Origin of the sequence: Rhizobium sophorae (assembly GCF_013087515.1) — a bacterium.
In the GTDB taxonomy this organism is placed as follows: Bacteria; Pseudomonadota; Alphaproteobacteria; order Rhizobiales; family Rhizobiaceae; genus Rhizobium; species Rhizobium sophorae.
This window is the reverse complement of record NZ_JABFCN010000033.1, coordinates 1-17366: the sequence shown is the minus strand read 5'-3', so window position 1 is coordinate 17366 and position 17366 is coordinate 1. Positions and strand designations below refer to the sequence as shown.

Genomic DNA, 17366 nt, shown 5'->3' with positions numbered 1-17366 from the left:
GATCCAGGCGGTCACCGTCCGCGATGCCCCATCTTCAGCCCGCTGACGCCGAAGCGGGCGTTGATCGCCCACCAAAAGCTCTCCGGTCGGTCCATCGGAGAATAGCACGAGTCCTGATCATGGGATCGAGATCGGTTACACGGATCGGCGTATCCTCACTGGAACGCCCTTATAAGCTGGCGTTCCGGATTTCTTGTCATAGTCAGCTAGCGCAATGACCTGATTCATCTCGGGATAGTATCCGGCCACCGAGCCAAAGGGGATGTCATAGGCAACGGCGGTAAATCCGCTGACGGTTCTGGCACCACCGGCTGTGATGGCTTCGACGTCGATCAGGTCGCCGTCTGCCAGACCGCGCGTCTCAAGATCCCTTCGGCTTATGAAGACGACATCGCGGCGGCCGAAAACGCCCCGGTACCGGTCGTCGAGGCCGTATATCGTGGTGTTGTACTGGTCGTGGCTGCGCAAGGTGGTCAAAACGAGGGCATCGGGGTCGCGCAAGCGGGCGTCCTCGTCCAGGTCGGGCGCCACGAGAAATTCGGCCTTGCCGGACGGCGTATTCCACACCCGGTTCGACGCCGCGACCGTGAGGCGGAAGCCCCCGGGCGTCTTCACGCGTCTGTTGAAATCGTGGAAATCGGGAAAGACGATCTCGATCTTGTCACGGATCCGTTCATAGTTGCCGGCCATCCCGTCCCAATCGATGCTGTAACGGTCGCCAAGCGTTGCTTTGGCCATACCGGCAACGATCCAGGGTTCCGAGCGCAGCTGGTCGCTCGGTGGTTTGAGGAAACCGCGCGACGCATGCACCATCGACATGGAATCCTCCACCGTGACGGATTGGCGGCCTGTCGCCTGGATGTCCAAATCGGTGCGGCCTAGAACCGGCAGAATGATCGACGTTTTCGCCAACAGCAGATGCGAACGATTGAGCTTGGTCGCAAGATGGACGGCCAGATCGAGCTTTCGCATGCCCGCGAAGGTCGTTTGCGGATCCGACATGGCGACGGCGAGATTGCCACCGAGGCAGACGAGGGCTTTCGACCTGCCGTCGCTAATCGCTTCGATCGCCTCCACGGCATTATGGCCCCTTTCCGAAGGTGGTCGAAAACCGAAGGCCTTTTCCAGGCCGTCGAGGAGGCCGGCATTTGGAATTTCCGTAATGCCAACCGTTCGGTCGCCCTGGACATTGGAGTGGCCGCGCAACGGGCATATGCCGGCGCCGGGCCGGCCGATATTGCCGCGCAGCATCAGGAAATTGGCGAGTTGCTGAACATTTGCGGTACCATTGGCATGCTGGGTAATCCCCATTCCATAGCAGAGGATGACGTTCTTCGCCTTGAGATAGACATCGACGGCGCTATCCAGCGCTTCCAGCGACAGGCCCGATTTTTCGACGATTTCAGACCATTCCGTCCGCTCGATATCGGCCTTCAGTTCATCCAGGCCAATGGTCTGGGTCTCGATGAATTCGCGGTCGAGCACGCCCGGACCCCCTGCGGCGATATCGGCCGCGTCGCGTTCGAAGATGCGCTTCATCAGGCCTTTGAGCGCGGCGAGATCGCCGCCGGTGCGAACCTGGTGATAGGCGGAGGCAATCTTGGTCGACGACATCGTCGTCATCTCGATGGGATCCTGCGGTGCGGCGAATCGCTCCAGTGCGCGCTCCTTGAGCGGATTGAAGACCACAATGGGCACCCCCCGGCGTGACGCGTCGTGAAGCGTGGTCATCATGCGCGGATGGTTGGTACCGGGATTGTGTCCGAACGAGAAGATCGCGTCGGCATGATCAAAATCCTCCAGCGTCACCGTGCCCTTGCCAACCCCGATCGACAGGGGCAGGCCGACGCTGGTGGCCTCATGGCACATGTTGGAACAATCGGGGAAATTGTTGGTGCCATAGGCACGCACGAACAGCTGGAACAGGAATGCCGCCTCGTTCGAGGCCCTGCCGGACGTGTAGAATTCCGCCATGTCAGGGCTGGGCAAGCTGTTCAGTCCTGCGGCGATGCGGGCGAATGCAGCTTCCCATTCGATCGGTATATAACGATCGCTGGCCTTGTCATAGATCAGGGGATGGGTCAGCCGGCCTTGGTCTTCAAGGCTGTGGTCGGACCAACTCCAGAGGTCCGTGACGGTATGGGCGGCAAAGAAATCCGGACCGACCCGCTTGGCCGTCGATTCCCAGGTGATCGCTTTGGCGCCATTTTCGCAGAACTCGAAGGAACTTGTATGCTTAGGATCGGGCCAGGCGCAACCGGGGCAATCGAACCCCTCCGGCTGGTTTGCCTTCAGCAGTGTAGCAGCACCCTCTGCGATGATCTGTTGATGAGCAAGGGTTTTGGCAACGGCCTTGAGTGCGCCCCAACCGCCCGCTGGCGCCGTGTAACGCTCGATCCCATCCGGCCGCTTCTCGCTCATCGCAGTCTCCATTCACTGTGTTTCTACAGATCTAGCATCGAACCCATCGATGCGAACCTAGACGGATGTATAGGTCCGGGTAGACGTCCATTGGATGTGCGTGCAATGCGATCGGAAATAGCTTGCTCTGATCAAGATTGGCGATGGAGCAGGATTATGGAAAAGACCGAACAGATGCAGGGCAGGGCGGCAAGCGCCACCCGAAATGATGCGATCGGACAAGTAGCGCTGCTGGCCATGGCCGTCGCGGGCGGGATTGCGGTCGCGAACATCTATTACAATCAGCCGATGCTCGGCCTTATCGAGGCGGATTTTAGCCATGAGCCGGTCACCGGCATGGTGCCGACGGCGACGCAACTTGGGTATGCACTGGGCCTTTTTCTCCTATTGCCGCTCGGCGACCTCGTTAATCGGCGCCGCATGATCATCGGGCAGTTCCTGGTGCTGGCAGCCGCTCTCGCGCTTGCCGCACTGGCACCGACCGCTTGGATGCTGGTGGCAGCTTCGGTCATCGTCGGCGTGTGTTCCACTGTCGCCCAGCAGATCGTGCCCTTTGCCGCATCGTTGGCAGCACCGGAAAAACGCGGCGCTACGATCGGCACGGTCATGGCAGGCGTACTGTCGGGCATATTGTTCAGCCGCACCCTGTCGGGGTTCGTCGGCGAGCATGCAGGGTGGCGTGAGATGTTCTGGATCGGGGTACCGCTCGCGCTGCTCGCTGCAGGTCTTATGTTCACGGTGCTTCCCCATCACCGACCGACGTCGACTTTGCGCTATCATGAAGCCATCCGGTCGCTCGGCCAGCTCTGGAAACGCCATCCGGCATTGCGGGCCGCGACGATAATCCAGGCATTGCTGTTTGCTTCGTTCACGGCCTTCTGGACAATCCTGGCGCTCCATCTCGCGGGGCCGGAGTTCCAGCTTGGAGCGGACGTTGCAGGTCTGTTCGGAATTGTCGGCGCAGTCGGCATCTTTGCAGCGCCGCTCGCAGGCCAGGTTGCCGACAAGCGGGGACCTCACTTCGTGGTCTGGCTCGGCGCTGTACTGACGATCGTAGCCTGGCTGATCTTCGGCGTCTGGGCATCGATCGCTTCCTTGGTTGTCGGCGTTATCGTGCTCGACTTCGGCATACAGAGTGCGTTGATCTCCAACCAGCACATCATCTATGCGCTCGATGCGGATGCACGCAGCCGGCTCAATACGGTGTTCATGACCGGCATGTTTCTCGGTGGGGCGGCAGGCTCTGCCCTGGCGACGTTGGCATGGGGAGAGGGCGGCTGGCTCCTCGTTTGCCTGCTTGGCGCGGCACTTGGCATAGCAGCCCTTGCGGTGAAACTGTTTCATCACCGCCGGCATTCGCCGACGGTTGTCGGACACTGAGGTCGGGACTATGAACAATCTTCGTATTAGAATAGTCGGCGGTTCGCTCGCCGGTCTCTTCGCCGGCATCATGTTGCAGCAGGCCGGCCATGATGTTCGCATCTACGAGCGATCGAAGAACGGTCTTGCCGGCCGGGGAGCGGGCTTGGTCGGTCAGAGCGATCTGCTGCACATTCTCCGGCGGATCGGGTGCGAGCATGTTGCCCGTGTTGGCGTGTTGGCAAAGGAACGCATCTATCTCAATCAGGATGGCAGTATCGCCCAGACCGTCATTATGCCCCAGACACAAATTTCTTGGGATTACCTGTTCGAAACCGTCGCATCGCGCATCGCCTCCGGAAGCTATGTGTTGGGCCGGGACGTCGTCGAGGTACTGGACGGCGATAGCGATGCGGAACTGATTTTTGGTGACGGCACGCGGGAGAATGCCGATCTTGTGATCGGCGCCGATGGCCTCGGTTCCGTTGTGCGCGGGGCGGTCAATCTCAAGGACAATCAAAATCGCTATTCCGGCTATGTCGCCTGGCGTGGGTTGATTCCGGAAACGAGCGTGCCAGCGGCCGCCGCGCTGCTTCTCGACCGGTTTGCCTTCCATGTCCGGCCGGGCGTACACGCTCTCGGCTATCTTGTCCCAGGTTCGAAAGGTGAAATGAACGTCGGCAGCCGCCGCTACAACTGGGTCTGGTACCGCAAGGTGGCGCCAAGCGAACTTGCCCGCACTTTCACTGATCTCGGTAAGCGGGCACATGTGTTTTCCCTACCGCGCGGTGGCTTGTCGAACGACCGTCTGGAAACTTTTCGCGCCGATGCCAGGCAGATGCTTCCGCCGCAATTCGCGCTGGCGGTGGAAGCGGAGCCAAGCCCGTCGATACAAGGTATTTTCGACTACGAGGCACCCCGTATGATCGGCCGGTCAATCGTCCTGATTGGTGACGCTGCCTTTGTCGCGCGGCCGCACACCGCGATGGGCGTGTCGAAAGCAGCCGGCGATGTCATGGCGCTGAGCAATTGCCTGGCGTCCGCGATCGACCTTCCCACCGCCCTGCAGCGGTTCGAGGCTGATCGCATCGTCGTGGGCAGGGAAATCGTTGCTTACGGTCGCCAGCTTGGTGGGTCGGCTATCTAAGCACCGACCCGCTATCTCTCACATCCCTCGTAAGACGACATTTTCGACCCGCCGGCATCTGCCGGGGGGTCGTTTGATTTTAAGAAGTCCGTATGCTTCAGTGCGGGGTCTTCATCAGGCTGAGCGCAGCATGGATCTGGGAGACGACGGCAGCACCTTCACCGACTGCGGCCGCAACCCGCTTGGTCGATCCGGCCCGGACATCACCGATGGCAAAGACGTTTGGCAGGCTGGTTTCCAGCGGTAGAGGCTGGCGAGTGAAACTGCACAGCGCATCGAAGGATTGTCCGGTGATGATGAAGCCCTTCTCATCGGTATGGATGCGGTCGCTGATCCAGCCGGCATTCGGATCTGCTCCGATGAAAAGGAAAAGGTGGTGAATCGACAGCAGTTTTTCGCTGTTATCCAGCCGATTGCGCAGTGTGGCAGATTTCAGGCCGCCTGCGGGAGCGCCTTCGACCGCATCCACTTCGCAGTGCATGTGCAGTTCGACATTGGGGAAAGCCTTGATGCGGTCAATCAGATATTGCGACATCGTGTCTTCGAGCGCGCGCCGGACGACGAGATGCAGTGTCTTGACCTGAGGTGCGAGAAAAACGATCGCCTGACCAGCAGAATTGCCGCCGCCAACCAGCGCTATCTCTTCACCGGCGCAGAGTTTCGCCTCTATTGGAGAAGCCCAATAGGAGATGCCATTGCCCTCAAAGCTCTCGATGCTGGCAATTCTCGGACGCCGGTAGTGCGCACCGGAGGCAATGACAACCGTTCGCGACGTCACGGCCTTTCCACCTGCGAGCTCCAGGGTCAGCACCCCGGCGTCGCGCTCGGGCGAGATCAGACTGTTGACCGCAACTGGCAAGACCATTTCCGCGCCGAATTTGAGTGCCTGGTTATAGGCGCGGCCGGCCAGAGCCTGGCCGGATATGCCGGTTGGGAAGCCGAGATAGTTTTCGATGCGTGAGGAAGCGCCGGCCTGTCCTCCTACCGAACGTTCGTCGATGACAATGACTTCAAGCCCTTCGGAGGCGGCATAAACGGCGGTGGCGAGGCCAGCAGGCCCGGCGCCAACGACGGCAACGTCATAAAGCTTTCCGGGCATGAGTTCCGGCGTCATGCCAAGGCAAGCGGCGGCTTCCATGTCGTTCGGGTTTTTTAACACCGTTCCATTGGGGCAGACCATCAGCGGCAGTTCGGATGCGAGGATGCCCAGGCGTTCGATCAGAGCACGGCCTTCGCCTTGGCTGGCAGAATCGAGCACGATATAGGGAAAGGCGTTGCGTGAGAGAAACCCTTGCAGGCGTGACAGCGCGGCATTGCCGGCGGCGCCGATCAGAACCGAGCCGGCGCCGGAATCGATCAGACCAACGCGACGCAGGATAAAAGCCCGCATGATAATCTCGCCGACATCCGCCGAGCCGATCACCAGGGCGCGCAGATGGGCTGCATCGAACGCAACCGCGGTGCAACCGTCGGAGCCGGCCCGTGCACCGGCCAGTGTCGGACGGCCCGAAAGTTGATTGACTTCGCCCGACAACTGACCGGCACCATGGGTGGTGATCGGCGCCTCATGCGACAGGCCTTCATGGCGAAAGACATCCATCGATCCTTCAAGCACCAGCCAGGCAGGTGCCGCGTGATCGCCGACCTTGTAGATAAATTCCCCAGCTTCGAAATGCTTTGGCTCGCCACTGGCAAAACGTTTGGCCGTCTCGACTTGACGCGGGCTCAGCTCCGGAAACATCTGGTGCTGTCTTGCGCTGAGATCCGCCATCAATTTTTCTCCTGGCTTGAAACGTGACGAAAATGGCGTTGCCGGTTCGAGATGGTCTAGTAATAGCGAGGTATGGGGCCACGCTGCGGGGTCTGGTCCGGCAGTTCGACCATGGTCTCGTCGACAAAACACCATCCCCAACCTTCTGGCGGATCGTAACCTTCTATGATCGGATGCTGCGTGGCATGGAAATGTGCGGTCGCGTGACGACCGGGGGATTGGTCGCAGCACCCGACATGGCCACACTCGCGGCATAACCTGAGATGAAACCAAACCTGTCCGGTCTCAAGGCATTCCTCGCAGCCGAGCGTTTTGGGCCGAACCGTGCGGATCGTCGATGTGTGAGAGCAGCCGTGCGACATGGAATTACTCCTCGTTGGCGTGGATCAGCGCTTCAGCGCCTGTTCGAGACACTGGACCAATTGGCTGAAATTCACGGGCTTGCCGAGAAAGGCAAAAGCGCCCCCGCTCATCGCCGCCGCCTTCGTTTTGCTGTCGCTATAGGATGTCATGAATATCATCGGGGGCTTCAGCGTATTTTGTTCGTTCAGCACAGCCTGCAGCTCGAGCCCCGTGAGACCGGGCATTTTGACATCCACGAGCATGCAGTCAATCGCGGCGCGGTCCTGCGCAGCAAGATACTCTTCCGCGGACGTGAACAGCCGGCTCTTATAGCCGCAGGACAAAATGAGATCGTCAAGCGCTTCGCGTATCGACCGATCATCGTCGACGATGGCTATGACTGGTGTTTTGCACAATTTCTCTGGCCTTGCCGTGTTAGATCAACAGCACGGTATATGCGCCTTCGAGACTGGTCCTTGTACCATACAAGGGTCTAGGTTTTTCAACTACAGGCCAAGCAGCTCGGCTTTGCGGACCAGATCTGCTACCGAGCGCGCCTCCATCTTGCGCATGACATTGCCGCGATGGAGTTTAACCGTGATTTCGCTAATGCCGAGGTTGAAGGCGATCTGCTTGTTCATCAGGCCCTGAACGACAGCAGCCATGACCTCGTGTTCGCGGCGTGTCAACGTCTTCGCGAGTTCGGAAACGGCGCCATTGGCCGCAGATTGTTGGCGCAGGTCCCGGTCTTTCTGGAAAGCTACGGCCACAGCATCGAGGATATCCTGGTCCCGGAACGGTTTTGCCAGAAAATCCACCGCGCCGGCTTTCATCGCCCGCACGGTCATCGGTATGTCGCCATGGCCGGTCATGAAGATGATCGGCATCTGGTTGCCGAGTTTTTCCAGATGAATCTGGAAGTCCAGGCCATTGGCGCCGGGAAGCCTTACGTCGAGGAGGATGCAGCCGGGCCGCTTGAGATCGGCGTTGTCCAAGAGGTCCTGAGCGCTTTCGAAGACTTGCGCTTCCGTTCGGACCGACAAAAACAGATCGACAAGCGCCTCTCGGATCGAGGGATCGTCATCCACGACGTAAACGACAGGCGTATCGTTACTCGTGGTTTTGGCGGGTTTTCTGGCATCATTCATGGACAGCCTCCATCGGCACGATCATTTCGAACAGCGCGCCGCCTTCTGTGTGATTACTGGCGGTCAGGGTGCCACCACGGGCTTCGAGTATGCTGCGGCAGATGGCAAGTCCCATGCCGAGGCCGGTTTCCTTTGTGGTGCAAAACGGCTTGAACAACTTTTCCAGAATGTCGGCGTTCAGGCCAGGCCCACTGTCACGGAAACTGACCCGGACGCCCCGGCCATCCGCCGGGTTGATTGATACCGAAATCCGTCGAACCTCTTCCGGCGTCGCGGCCATGGCCTGAATGGCGTTGGTGATCAAATTGATCAGCACCTGCTGCAGCTCGATGCGGACAGCACTGACGCTGGTGATCCCAGGAGCCTCGCTCGTTTCGAATGTGATCCTATTCCTGGAAAGCTCGCTCTCCATCAACGCTTGTGTCTCGCTGACGAGATCGGCCAGTGAGACCGCTTCGAGGATCGGCGTGCGCTCGCTCAACATCGACCGGGTGCTCTGAATGATGTCGCTGGCACGTTGGCTGTCGCGCACGATGCGTTCGGCCGAGCGGGAAACAGCCGCCAGATCCGGCGGGTCACGGTCTAGCCAGCGCTGAAGGGTTTGTGCATTGACGACAATTGCGCCGAGTGGCTGGTTGAGTTCGTGCGCCAGCGATGCAGACAGGGCGCCGACGGTGGCCGCGCGTGAGGCCAGTGCGAGTTCGGCCTGGGCCTCGAACAACGCCTTCTGGGCCAGTTCCCTCTCGGTAATATCGAACATGCCGACGATGACGCGGTTGAAATTGGCCACGTCCGCTGGAAAGCCGACCGTCAGCAACACCAGCTTGGTGGTGCCATCGCTGGTGATGATCGTGCCCTTGCCCTCGAAATAGCTTTGGTTTTCGAATATTGCCGCCATCAGCTCGAGAAAAGTGGCGTCGTCCTGCGCGATGTAGCGGCGCATCGAGCCAGCATTCTGTGCACTGACGTTGCCGAGAAGCTCCAACGCCGCGGCATTGGCAGCGACGGTCGGTATGCGCGCGATGCAATCGGCAATGAAGTCCGGATTGTCCCGCGCATAAGCACGCAGATCGACGACACCCTGCGCCTTCAGTTTCATCAACAACGCGCGCACCTCAGAATAATCACGCTCCCAAAGGGCGACGCGGCTCTGCTCGAAAATTGTCCGGTAGCGTTCCTCGCTACTCTGCAAGGCGACATTGGATTTTAACAAATCATGACGAGCACGGTGGTTCCGTATGATCAGCGCACAGGTAATCAATATGGCAGCGACGGCCACCGCCAAGCGCAAAATTGCGGCGAGGTCGGCGTCCGTGCCGTGGGCAGCTGCATAAGATAGTATTGAGAGACCAACACAGACTGCCGTCAGCAGCAGCGTTCCCTTCTCCGTCAGCGTCTCCGCCGACAGTAAGAGCGTGATGACATAGAGCGTGGCGAGTGCGCTGTGAATGTCGGTGAACGTATCGAGATAGAAGACGGTTACCGCAAGAGCGAATGCGAACGACAGAATGCCGGTTTCGTAGCGTGCCGATAACCGTCGTTTCGGGTTCACAAGTACAAGCGAAGGCATGCCGGTTCCCACCTAGATGTCGATAGCGTCATCAAGCCATTCCGTTGGAGAAAACGCAATTCTAAATCCGCTATTCGCCTGTGAACTCAATCTGATAGTCGGTAAAAAAGAAAGGCCATCCCAGAGCGGCTGGGATGGCCTCGATCGGATCGCGACATCCGCTGGTTCAGGGGAGGGGACGCCTGAACCGTCAGGGCCTAGGTGCCCAGCATGTCTTCTTGGGAGGAGGTCGAAGACATTCGATATCTAACCTCAGCCGGAGCGCTTAGAAACTATACGTAGGTGTGGGTTCGACTAGCCAAGCATTGGATGTTGAGGGCTCGCTGCCTGGTCTAAAAAGTCTCCAGCAGCCCGCTCAACCCAATGGAGACCATGATGGACCGCACGCTCGCTGAAAAACACCGCAAGTCGCCGCTTGCAACACCGACAACGCTTGGCACAAACGCGACTGCCGATATATCCGGCGCACTGACGGCGCTTCTGGCCGATGTCTTCGCCCTCTACATCAAGACCAAGAATTTCCATTGGCACATGAGCGGGCCGCATTTTCGTGATTATCACCTGATGCTCGACGAGCAGGGCGAGCAGATTTTTGCGATGGCGGACGATATCGCCGAGCGGGCTCGCAAGATCGGCGGTACCACGATACGTTCGATCGGTCATATTTCCAAGGTTCAGCGCCTGCTCGACAACGATGCTGATTTCGTGACCCCGGCCGACATGCTGTCCGAACTCCGCGACGATAACCTCACGCTGGTTTCGCTGATGAAGGAGACCCACAACCTCTGCGACGAGCACGGCGATATCGCTACTGCCAGCCTGATCGAAAACTGGGTCGATGAGGCCGAGCGTCGCGCTTGGTTCCTGTTCGAAAGCACCCGCGGCGCCGAGTAAGCATATCGGCCCGTCAACGGACATGCCCACCGATAGCGGTTTGGTTGGCTCGAAACTCGGAGACATCTCATGACCAGCGAATTTTCCCTTTCCCGCCGGCAGGTTCTGCTGACCGGCACCACTATTTCCCTGGCTCTGGCCATTCCGGCTTTGGCTTCTGAAAAGAAACTCTCCCCTCATCAGCAAGGAATTGAACCAATGACCCATAGTTTTGTGACCACAAAGGACGGCGTTGAAATCTTCTACAAGGACTGGGGTCCGAAGGACGCGCAGCCGATCGTGTTTCACCATGGCTGGCCTTTGTCGTCCGACGATTGGGATGCCCAGATGCTGTTCTTCGTCAGCAAGGGCTATCGCGTCGTCGCCCATGATCGCCGCGGGCATGGTCGATCGTCACAGGTGAGCGACGGTCACGACATGGATCATTACGCCGAAGATGCCTCAGCTGTCGCCGAGCACCTCAACCTGCGCAACGCTGTCCATATCGGCCATTCGACAGGCGGCGGCGAAGTTGCTCGTTACGTCGTCAAATATGGTCAGCCGCAAGGCCGCGTCGCCAACGCCATTCTCGTAAGCGCCGTTCCGCCGCTGATGGTCAAGACCGCAGGCAATCCTGACGGCACGCCTATCGAAGTATTCGATGGCTTCCGTAACGCTCTCGCCGCCAATCGCGCCCAGTTCTTCCTCGACGTTGCCTCCGGCCCATTCTACGGCTTCAACCGAGAAGGTGCGAAAGTCTCGCAGGGCGTGATCGACAATTGGTGGCGCCAGGGCATGATGGGCAGCGCCAAAGCCCATTATGACGGCATCAAGGCCTTTTCGGAGACCGACCAGACAGAAGACCTCAAGGCGATCACCGTGCCCGTGCTGGTCACGCAGGGCGATGACGATCAGATCGTTCCCTACAAGGACGCCGCGGAACTTCAGGCCAAACTGCTGAAGAACAGCACCCTGAAAATCTACAAGGGCCTCCCGCACGGCATGCTGACCACGCATGCCGACATGATCAATCCGGATCTGTTGGCGTTCATCAAGGCTTGATTGTTCCCTATCCAAAGGCGTATGTGGCGTCCACCTCATGGCCGCTACATACGCCATTCCCCACCGGGCGAGCCAATTCACGCAACTCGCGATCCAAAGCTGCAATGTTAGTTCCAAATCACGCGAGAAAGAGTGCCGCATTGCGCGGAGGAAGCGACATGAGGTTATAGGACCTACTCCTAGATCCTTGGCGTCCAGGCGCTTTGAATAGCTTCAGATCCGTTCAAGGCGTTGACCAATTCATTCGATCAGATGCGGAGCTATTTCAGCATCTGATCGAGTTCTTTGCGGTGTTGCTTTATCTGGCCGTGTCGCGGATATCGATCCTCGTCAAGCATGCGTTTCAGGATCTCGTCGGTGATCTTGCGATACTCAGCCAACGGGCTGTCTGCTTCGAGGATGCACATGATAGGCTCGAACGGAACGCGATGGACGCGCATGACAGATTGAGGCCCGTGTGAATTAATCTGTGGGATCGAAATGCGGGTCGATAGCTCCGGGTCTTCAAATCATGCCGGAACGAGGTTAGATCAGCCTCTGTAACCGTTCGAACCGTGATTGCCATGATGCGCTTTCGTGGAAGCCAGGATATCAGCAAATAGTTGCACCGACCTTGGAAAGCTTCGAAACCTGCCGGTGAACCGCCGACATCAATTTCCCTTCCCCTATCCTCCCAACCATCAGAAAATTTTCTCATGACCAATCCCATCAGCGTCTATTCGATGCCCGGAACGTGCTTTTTCGATCTGGCTCCTGCTGCGGGCGGCGAGCCCTATCGCATATTGCTTTCCATTCCGGCGGAGAGACCACCGGCGGGAGGATGGCCGCTTCTCGTGATGACTGACGGTAACGCCACTTTCCCCTTCGCGGTCGCCAGCTTGGTTACGCAGGCACCTTACCCCACGGGAACGAATGTCGGTTGGGGAGTGATCGCGGCGATCGGCTACCCGTCCGACGAGCCCTATGATCCGCTTCGCCGGTCCTGGGACCTGGGGCCTCCGCCGGTCAAATCCTATCCGCCGTTCGTCGAGGGCGGTCCCCCGGTCGTTATCGGAGGGACCGGTAAGCTGCTGGATTTCATCGAGAACGAGCTTATACCGCGGATTGCAGAGATGGTGATCCTGGATCCGATGCGCCGATCGCTTTTCGGACATTCCTTCGGCGGCCTCTTTACTCTCTATGCCCTGTTCGAGCGTCCGGGCCTGTTTGCCAATTGGATTGCGGCCAGCCCAACCATCTATTGGGAAAACAGTGAAATCCTCAATAATGAGGCGCAGCGTCAAAACGCACCGGGCAATGCACCCTTTTTGCATTTGTCCGCCGGAGAATACGAAGGCGATGCGCTGGCACCCTTCCAGTACCGGAACGAGGATGCCACTGCACGTGTGGAGAAGAGGAAGATGGAGCGGACCGTCCTCCTGGCGCGGGAAATGGCGGAGCGATTAAACGGCACTGCCGACGGATTGCGTACCCAATTCGAGCTTTATGCCGGTGAGACCCACATGTCCGTTCTTGCGGCGGCCGTGAATCGCGCGGTAAGGATTGCGTTCGCAGTCCAGGGTTTGGCCGACGGGTGACACTTTCCGCAAGGCCACATCGGGCGTTCAGGATTGCTTCGTCTTTCGTATTGTCTGCGTCATGGGCGAACCCTCAGCTGACACCGCGCTTGCGCATCATCAGCATCAAGAACGGCGCTCCGATGAGTGCGGAAACAAGGCCGGCCGGAATCTGGTAGGGCGATACGATCGTGCGGCCGACGAAATCAGCCGCGACCATGAGCCCCCCTCCGATCAGAGCGGCACCAACCATTTGCGGCAGCGCGCGTGCCAATCCGGCCTCGCGCGCAAGGTGAGGTCCCATGAGGCCGATGAATGACAATGGGCCAACCGTGAGCGTCGCGGCAGCCGTCAACAATCCTGCGAGGCCAAAAAGCGCAAATCGCGATTTCGCCAAGGGTATACCGACCGCCGCCGAAGGCGACGGCCCAAGAGGAAGGATGTCAAGCCAGCGGCGAGCGGCGAGGGAGACGGCAATCAGCACGGCGCCGAGCGCCACCTCCATTGCGGCGGTCGAACCCTCGATAAGATAGGTGGACCCGCTCATCCATCGCATCAGCAGAACTGCTCTCGGATCTCCCGTCGAGCTCAACACGCCGACGACGGCATCGACCATCGCGCTTAAGGCAATGCCCGCAAGCAGGACTCGTTCAGGCGCGAACGCCGATCGCCGGGAGCTGACGAAGATGACAAAAAGAACGCTGATCGCACCGGCCACGGCAAATGCAAATTGCCCGGAAAACCCTGGAGCGACGGCAAACAGGGCAATTGCAACACCGAAGGTCGCGCCGGCGCTGATTCCCAGAACTTCGGGACTTGCCATTTCGTTTCCGGTCAGCCGCTGAAGGATCGAGCCCGCGACCGCAAGCATGGCGCCCGATGTCAGGGCGGCGAGGATTTTAGGTATCCTGATAGCAAGGACATCGTACGAAAATTCGCCTGATGTAAAAGCCCAGCCGCCATTGACGTCGCGTCCGAGAAAAGCGCTGAGCATCAACAGGACGAGCAGGCCGGCGGCCGCGATGATGACCGGTCGGGTTCCATCCCATCGACGTGGCCGTCTGAACGCCGGCGATTGCTGGAGTCTATGACGGATTTTCAGCCGCGGCAGGAGCGCGAGAAGCAGCGGCGAACCGAAGATGGCTGTTACCGCCCCCGTCGGCAAGAAATCACCAAGTCCGCCGGCGACGAGTTGCAGGATGGAGTCGGCGAAAAGCAGCAGTCCGGCGCCGATCAGCGGAGACCAGAGGATGAGCTGCGCGGGACGCCGTGCTCCGGACAATCGCGCAATTGTCGGCGCGACCAGTCCAATGAAACCAATGACCCCAACAGCGCTCGTGACAAATGCAGCAAGCGCGACGGCAAGGGCGATGACAATGAAACGCAGGCGGACCAATCTGACGCCGAGTGCCGTGGAACTGCTCTCGCCAAGATCGAGCAGCGAAAGGGGTCTCATCACGAAAGCGCAGCCGATGGCGATGACAGCCAACTTCCAAAGAAGCGATAAGGGAATGACCCAGCTTTGCTGTGCCAGCGAGCCGGCGCCCCAGATGAACAGGCTCGAGAGGTAGCGCTGGTTCAAATAGGTCAGGATGGCGGCGAGGCCGCCGCACCAAAGACTGAGAACCAGCCCCGACAGAACAAGCGAATAAGGCGAAAAACCGCGTCGCGCCCCCAGGCTGACGACGATCACAGCAGCGGCCGCACTGCCGATCAGGGCGACGAGATCGCGGCCGGCGCCAAGCAGGTCGGGGAGAAACAGCGATGTTACCACCAGCGCCAGGTTTGCTCCGGCCGACACGCCGAGGGTGGTAGGATCGGCGAGCGGGTTTCTCAAAACTTGCTGAAACAGCGCACCGGACAAGGCAAGCGCGGCTCCGGCAATCAGCGCCGTCGCAAGACGGGGAAGTGTCGAATAGTAGAACACCATTCGCGTGACATCGTAATCCGGCCGGGCCATTTCTGACAGCGCAGGAGCGGCAAGAAACCACGACGCCACGCCTCCACCGCACATCAGGAGGAGGAAGACAATTGCTGGCCCGATGTTGTCGCGGCGGGATACCATCAAGCTTCCTTTTCCAGAAGATCTGTCAAAAGGCCTGCGAAACGCATGGCCTCGTTCACCATGCCAAACATCAGGGCTGGCGGTAGAATCGACAGATGGCCTGGACGCGCAAACGCCAGCCTGTTCCACAGCGGACTCTGAGCGAGTTTCGAAAGAACGTCCGGAGGAATGGGGTCAAAGGCGATCAGACGGGCGTTCGGATCGGTGACCTTGGAGAGATCTTCAATCCCGATCGTTTCAAAGCCCCAGTAATTCGACTCTCTGGTCCAGGCGTTCCGGACACCGATGCGCTCGAGCACATTGTGGAACAGTCCGGGACTCGAATAGATGCGGGCATGGCGGGCATCCATAAAATTCACAAGGGCGACCGGCGGCAGGTTCTTGCCCACCAGGCGACTGCGGCATTGCGCAAAGGAGGCGTCGGCTCGCGCGAGAAACTGCTCTGCTTCATTCTCACGACCAAGCTCAACAGCCAATTTACGCGTCGCCGCGATGGCAGCGGGAAGTATAGATCCAATGCCCGGCGTAAAGACTTCCAACCGAACGACTTTCGCCACCGACTGCAGCTTGGGCAACAGCTCATCCAGGTAGGGTGTGGTCAAGATAATGTCGGGCTTCAGCGTGACGAGAATTTCAAAATTGACCTCGAACGCACTGCCGATATCGACGACGGATTTTGGCATCGGCGGCTCGACAACCCATCTGTCCCAATCGGCGAGGTCCGAAATCCCGACCGGAGGCAATCCGAGAGATAAAAGAGTGGACGCAAGACCATAGTCGAGGCTGACGATCCTTAAGTCCATCGACTGGGCAAACAGCGGAGCTGGAATGAGCGAGGCCGCCGCGAATTGCAAAAAGGAGCGCCGCGAAACCTCCATTGAACGCCCAGCCTCAGCAAACATAGGCGAGCGGATAGGGCAGGTTGGGCGCGGAGATCACATCCATGTCAATCCCATAGATTTCTTGCAGCGTGTTCGGCGCGAGGATCGCGCTCGGCGTTCCGCTGGCAACCACGCGACCGCGTTTCAATGCATGGATCCGATCGCAGAAGCGAGCGGCCATGTTGATGTCGTGGAGAACGATGACGACACTCCTCCCACCTTCATGCGCCAAGCGTCGCACAAGGGAGAGCACCTCGATCTGATGCGCAACGTCGAGTGCCGCAGTCGGTTCGTCGAGCAACAGGCAGCGAGCATCCTGAGCGATCAGCATTGCAATCCAGGCACGTTGCCGCTCACCGCCAGATAGCGTTCCCACGATACGGTTGGCGAACGTTTCGATATGCGTGGCTCGAAGGGCGTCCTCGACTTTCTCTTCATCGTTCTTAGTGAAGCGGCCGAGCGCTCCGTGCCAGGGATAACGACCACATCCCACAAGCTCGCGGACCGTCATTTCCGATCCGGTCGTGACATCCTGGGGCAGATATGCAACCGAACGCGCAAAGGCGCGTTCGCTATACACCCTCAGATCCTGGTTCCCGTAGGAGATCGATCCAGTGCTCGGCGCAAGCTGGCGAGCTAACATTTTGAGAAGACTGGATTTTCCGGAACCGTTGTGGCCGACCAGCGCGACAACTTCTCCTGCCGGAAATTTAAGACTGACGTCGCAGAGAATTTCGTTCCGCTCTATCAAGAGACCTATATTTTCGGCGACAAAAGTTTCAGCCGTTCGAGACGGATCTTGCATCGGGAGTATAGCCACGTGACATCCTTTAACAGGGTGATAGGTCGGTACTAAAGATGAGAGCGGCAATCAACTATTTTCGTTATTCCTCCGCCTAGGTCCTCGTCATCGCGTGTGACGGCCCCGGCTTTCGGCCGCAACGCTGGCTTCTGCCACCTCGTGTTAAGCGACTGAAGGGAGGAGGATGAAAGCAAAATCCTCTCCAGCGTGTATGTTTCTGAAGAAATTGTGAGATTATCATTAATTAGCAGTCGCTTGCCGGATCTATCGAGATTCATCCTCGAAAGTGTGAACAATCTTAGATTGCACATGTCAAAGCTGATTAGAGGCGCGACGTCTTCAGCCATTTAGAAATGCGACACTCAGCAT

At 58.8% G+C, this 17366-nt stretch carries 15 protein-coding genes; 5 read left to right on the top strand and 10 right to left on the bottom strand.

From position 1 onward, the window contains the following. Positions 1–135: 135 nt before the first annotated feature. Positions 136–2421 carry an FdhF/YdeP family oxidoreductase gene (locus G9X64_RS19820; RefSeq protein ID WP_168316366.1) on the bottom strand — a complete coding sequence of 762 codons (2286 nt, stop codon included), beginning with the start codon at positions 2419–2421 and terminating at the stop codon, positions 136–138. Positions 2422–2577: 156 nt separating this feature from the next. On the opposite strand from G9X64_RS19820, the gene G9X64_RS19815 reads away from it, so the two are divergent. Together G9X64_RS19815 and G9X64_RS19810 are read left to right on the top strand one after the other, a co-directional pair. Then, positions 2578–3801: an MFS transporter gene (locus G9X64_RS19815; RefSeq protein ID WP_168309544.1), complete on the top strand. Its 1224-nt coding sequence runs from the start codon at positions 2578–2580 to the stop codon at positions 3799–3801. Positions 3802–3811: 10 nt separating this feature from the next. Then, positions 3812–4927 (top strand): FAD binding domain-containing protein, encoded by a 1116-nt coding sequence (locus G9X64_RS19810; protein ID WP_168316365.1) that lies wholly within the window; start codon positions 3812–3814, stop codon positions 4925–4927. Positions 4928–5024: 97 nt separating this feature from the next. Here the strand turns inward: G9X64_RS19810 and G9X64_RS19805 are convergent, their stop codons facing one another. From G9X64_RS19805 to G9X64_RS19785, 5 genes are all read right to left on the bottom strand, one after another. Then, positions 5025–6698, bottom strand: a complete 1674-nt coding sequence (locus tag G9X64_RS19805; protein WP_168316524.1) for an FAD-dependent oxidoreductase — start codon at positions 6696–6698, stop codon at positions 5025–5027. 56 nt (positions 6699–6754) lie between these two features. After that, a complete protein-coding gene (locus G9X64_RS19800) occupies positions 6755–7060 on the bottom strand; it encodes a UBP-type zinc finger domain-containing protein (protein ID WP_168309547.1) in 306 nt (101 codons plus the stop codon). A 24-nt stretch (positions 7061–7084) separates the two neighbouring features. Further along, the gene (locus G9X64_RS19795; protein WP_168316364.1) at positions 7085–7456 is read right to left on the bottom strand and encodes a response regulator transcription factor; all 372 of its coding nucleotides are present in this window, start codon (positions 7454–7456) and stop codon (positions 7085–7087) included. A 90-nt stretch (positions 7457–7546) separates the two neighbouring features. Continuing rightward, positions 7547–8188: a response regulator transcription factor gene (locus G9X64_RS19790; protein WP_168309549.1), complete on the bottom strand. Its 642-nt coding sequence runs from the start codon at positions 8186–8188 to the stop codon at positions 7547–7549. After that, entirely contained in the window at positions 8181–9758 is a 1578-nt protein-coding gene (locus G9X64_RS19785; RefSeq protein ID WP_171377283.1) for an ATP-binding protein, read from the bottom strand. The genes G9X64_RS19790 and G9X64_RS19785 overlap by 8 nt, the downstream gene beginning before the upstream one ends. Before the next feature lie 375 nt (positions 9759–10133). Here G9X64_RS19785 and G9X64_RS19780 point away from each other — a divergent pair, with 375 nt between their 5' ends. Together G9X64_RS19780 and G9X64_RS19775 are read left to right on the top strand one after the other, a co-directional pair. Further along, entirely contained in the window at positions 10134–10652 is a 519-nt protein-coding gene (locus G9X64_RS19780; protein ID WP_168316522.1) for a Dps family protein, read from the top strand. Between the two features lie 69 nt (positions 10653–10721). Then, positions 10722–11693, top strand: a complete 972-nt coding sequence (locus G9X64_RS19775) for an alpha/beta fold hydrolase (protein ID WP_171377251.1) — start codon at positions 10722–10724, stop codon at positions 11691–11693. A 260-nt stretch (positions 11694–11953) separates the two neighbouring features. Here the strand turns inward: G9X64_RS19775 and G9X64_RS19770 are convergent, their stop codons facing one another. Further along, positions 11954–12100 (bottom strand): hypothetical protein, encoded by a 147-nt coding sequence (locus G9X64_RS19770; RefSeq protein WP_168316362.1) that lies wholly within the window; start codon positions 12098–12100, stop codon positions 11954–11956. A 288-nt stretch (positions 12101–12388) separates the two neighbouring features. On the opposite strand from G9X64_RS19770, the gene G9X64_RS19765 reads away from it, so the two are divergent. Beyond that, on the top strand, positions 12389–13270 hold the full coding sequence (locus tag G9X64_RS19765; RefSeq protein ID WP_171377250.1) for an alpha/beta hydrolase: 882 nt from the start codon (positions 12389–12391) through the stop codon (positions 13268–13270). Positions 13271–13343: 73 nt separating this feature from the next. Here G9X64_RS19765 and fhuB read toward each other — a convergent pair whose 3' ends face one another. From fhuB to G9X64_RS19750, 3 genes are read right to left on the bottom strand one after another with little or no spacing between them, the layout of a single operon-like run. Next, positions 13344–15314, bottom strand: coding sequence for a Fe(3+)-hydroxamate ABC transporter permease FhuB (gene fhuB / locus G9X64_RS19760; protein ID WP_171377249.1), 1971 nt, complete (start codon positions 15312–15314; stop codon positions 13344–13346). Continuing rightward, positions 15314–16192 carry an iron-siderophore ABC transporter substrate-binding protein gene (locus G9X64_RS19755; protein ID WP_171377248.1) on the bottom strand — a complete coding sequence of 293 codons (879 nt, stop codon included), beginning with the start codon at positions 16190–16192 and terminating at the stop codon, positions 15314–15316. Before G9X64_RS19755 ends, fhuB begins: the two co-directional genes overlap by 1 nt. A gap of 13 nt (positions 16193–16205) precedes the next feature. Beyond that, the gene (locus G9X64_RS19750; RefSeq protein ID WP_171377282.1) at positions 16206–17000 is read right to left on the bottom strand and encodes an ABC transporter ATP-binding protein; all 795 of its coding nucleotides are present in this window, start codon (positions 16998–17000) and stop codon (positions 16206–16208) included. Positions 17001–17366: the final 366 nt, after the last annotated feature.

Coding starts and splice junctions, on each gene's coding strand:
- G9X64_RS19820 (WP_168316366.1), bottom strand. CDS start 2,421: ATGAGCGAGAAGCGGCCGGATGGGATCGAGCGTTACACGGCGCCAGCG.
- G9X64_RS19815 (WP_168309544.1), top strand. CDS start 2,578: ATGGAAAAGACCGAACAGATGCAGGGCAGGGCGGCAAGCGCCACCCGA.
- G9X64_RS19810 (WP_168316365.1), top strand. CDS start 3,812: ATGAACAATCTTCGTATTAGAATAGTCGGCGGTTCGCTCGCCGGTCTC.
- G9X64_RS19805 (WP_168316524.1), bottom strand. CDS start 6,698: ATGGCGGATCTCAGCGCAAGACAGCACCAGATGTTTCCGGAGCTGAGC.
- G9X64_RS19800 (WP_168309547.1), bottom strand. CDS start 7,060: ATGTCGCACGGCTGCTCTCACACATCGACGATCCGCACGGTTCGGCCC.
- G9X64_RS19790 (WP_168309549.1), bottom strand. CDS start 8,188: ATGAATGATGCCAGAAAACCCGCCAAAACCACGAGTAACGATACGCCT.
- G9X64_RS19785 (WP_171377283.1), bottom strand. CDS start 9,758: ATGCCTTCGCTTGTACTTGTGAACCCGAAACGACGGTTATCGGCACGC.
- G9X64_RS19780 (WP_168316522.1), top strand. CDS start 10,134: ATGGACCGCACGCTCGCTGAAAAACACCGCAAGTCGCCGCTTGCAACA.
- G9X64_RS19775 (WP_171377251.1), top strand. CDS start 10,722: ATGACCAGCGAATTTTCCCTTTCCCGCCGGCAGGTTCTGCTGACCGGC.
- G9X64_RS19770 (WP_168316362.1), bottom strand. CDS start 12,100: ATGTGCATCCTCGAAGCAGACAGCCCGTTGGCTGAGTATCGCAAGATC.
- G9X64_RS19765 (WP_171377250.1), top strand. CDS start 12,389: ATGACCAATCCCATCAGCGTCTATTCGATGCCCGGAACGTGCTTTTTC.
- fhuB (WP_171377249.1), bottom strand. CDS start 15,314: ATGGTATCCCGCCGCGACAACATCGGGCCAGCAATTGTCTTCCTCCTC.
- G9X64_RS19755 (WP_171377248.1), bottom strand. CDS start 16,192: ATGGAGGTTTCGCGGCGCTCCTTTTTGCAATTCGCGGCGGCCTCGCTC.
- G9X64_RS19750 (WP_171377282.1), bottom strand. CDS start 17,000: ATGCAAGATCCGTCTCGAACGGCTGAAACTTTTGTCGCCGAAAATATA.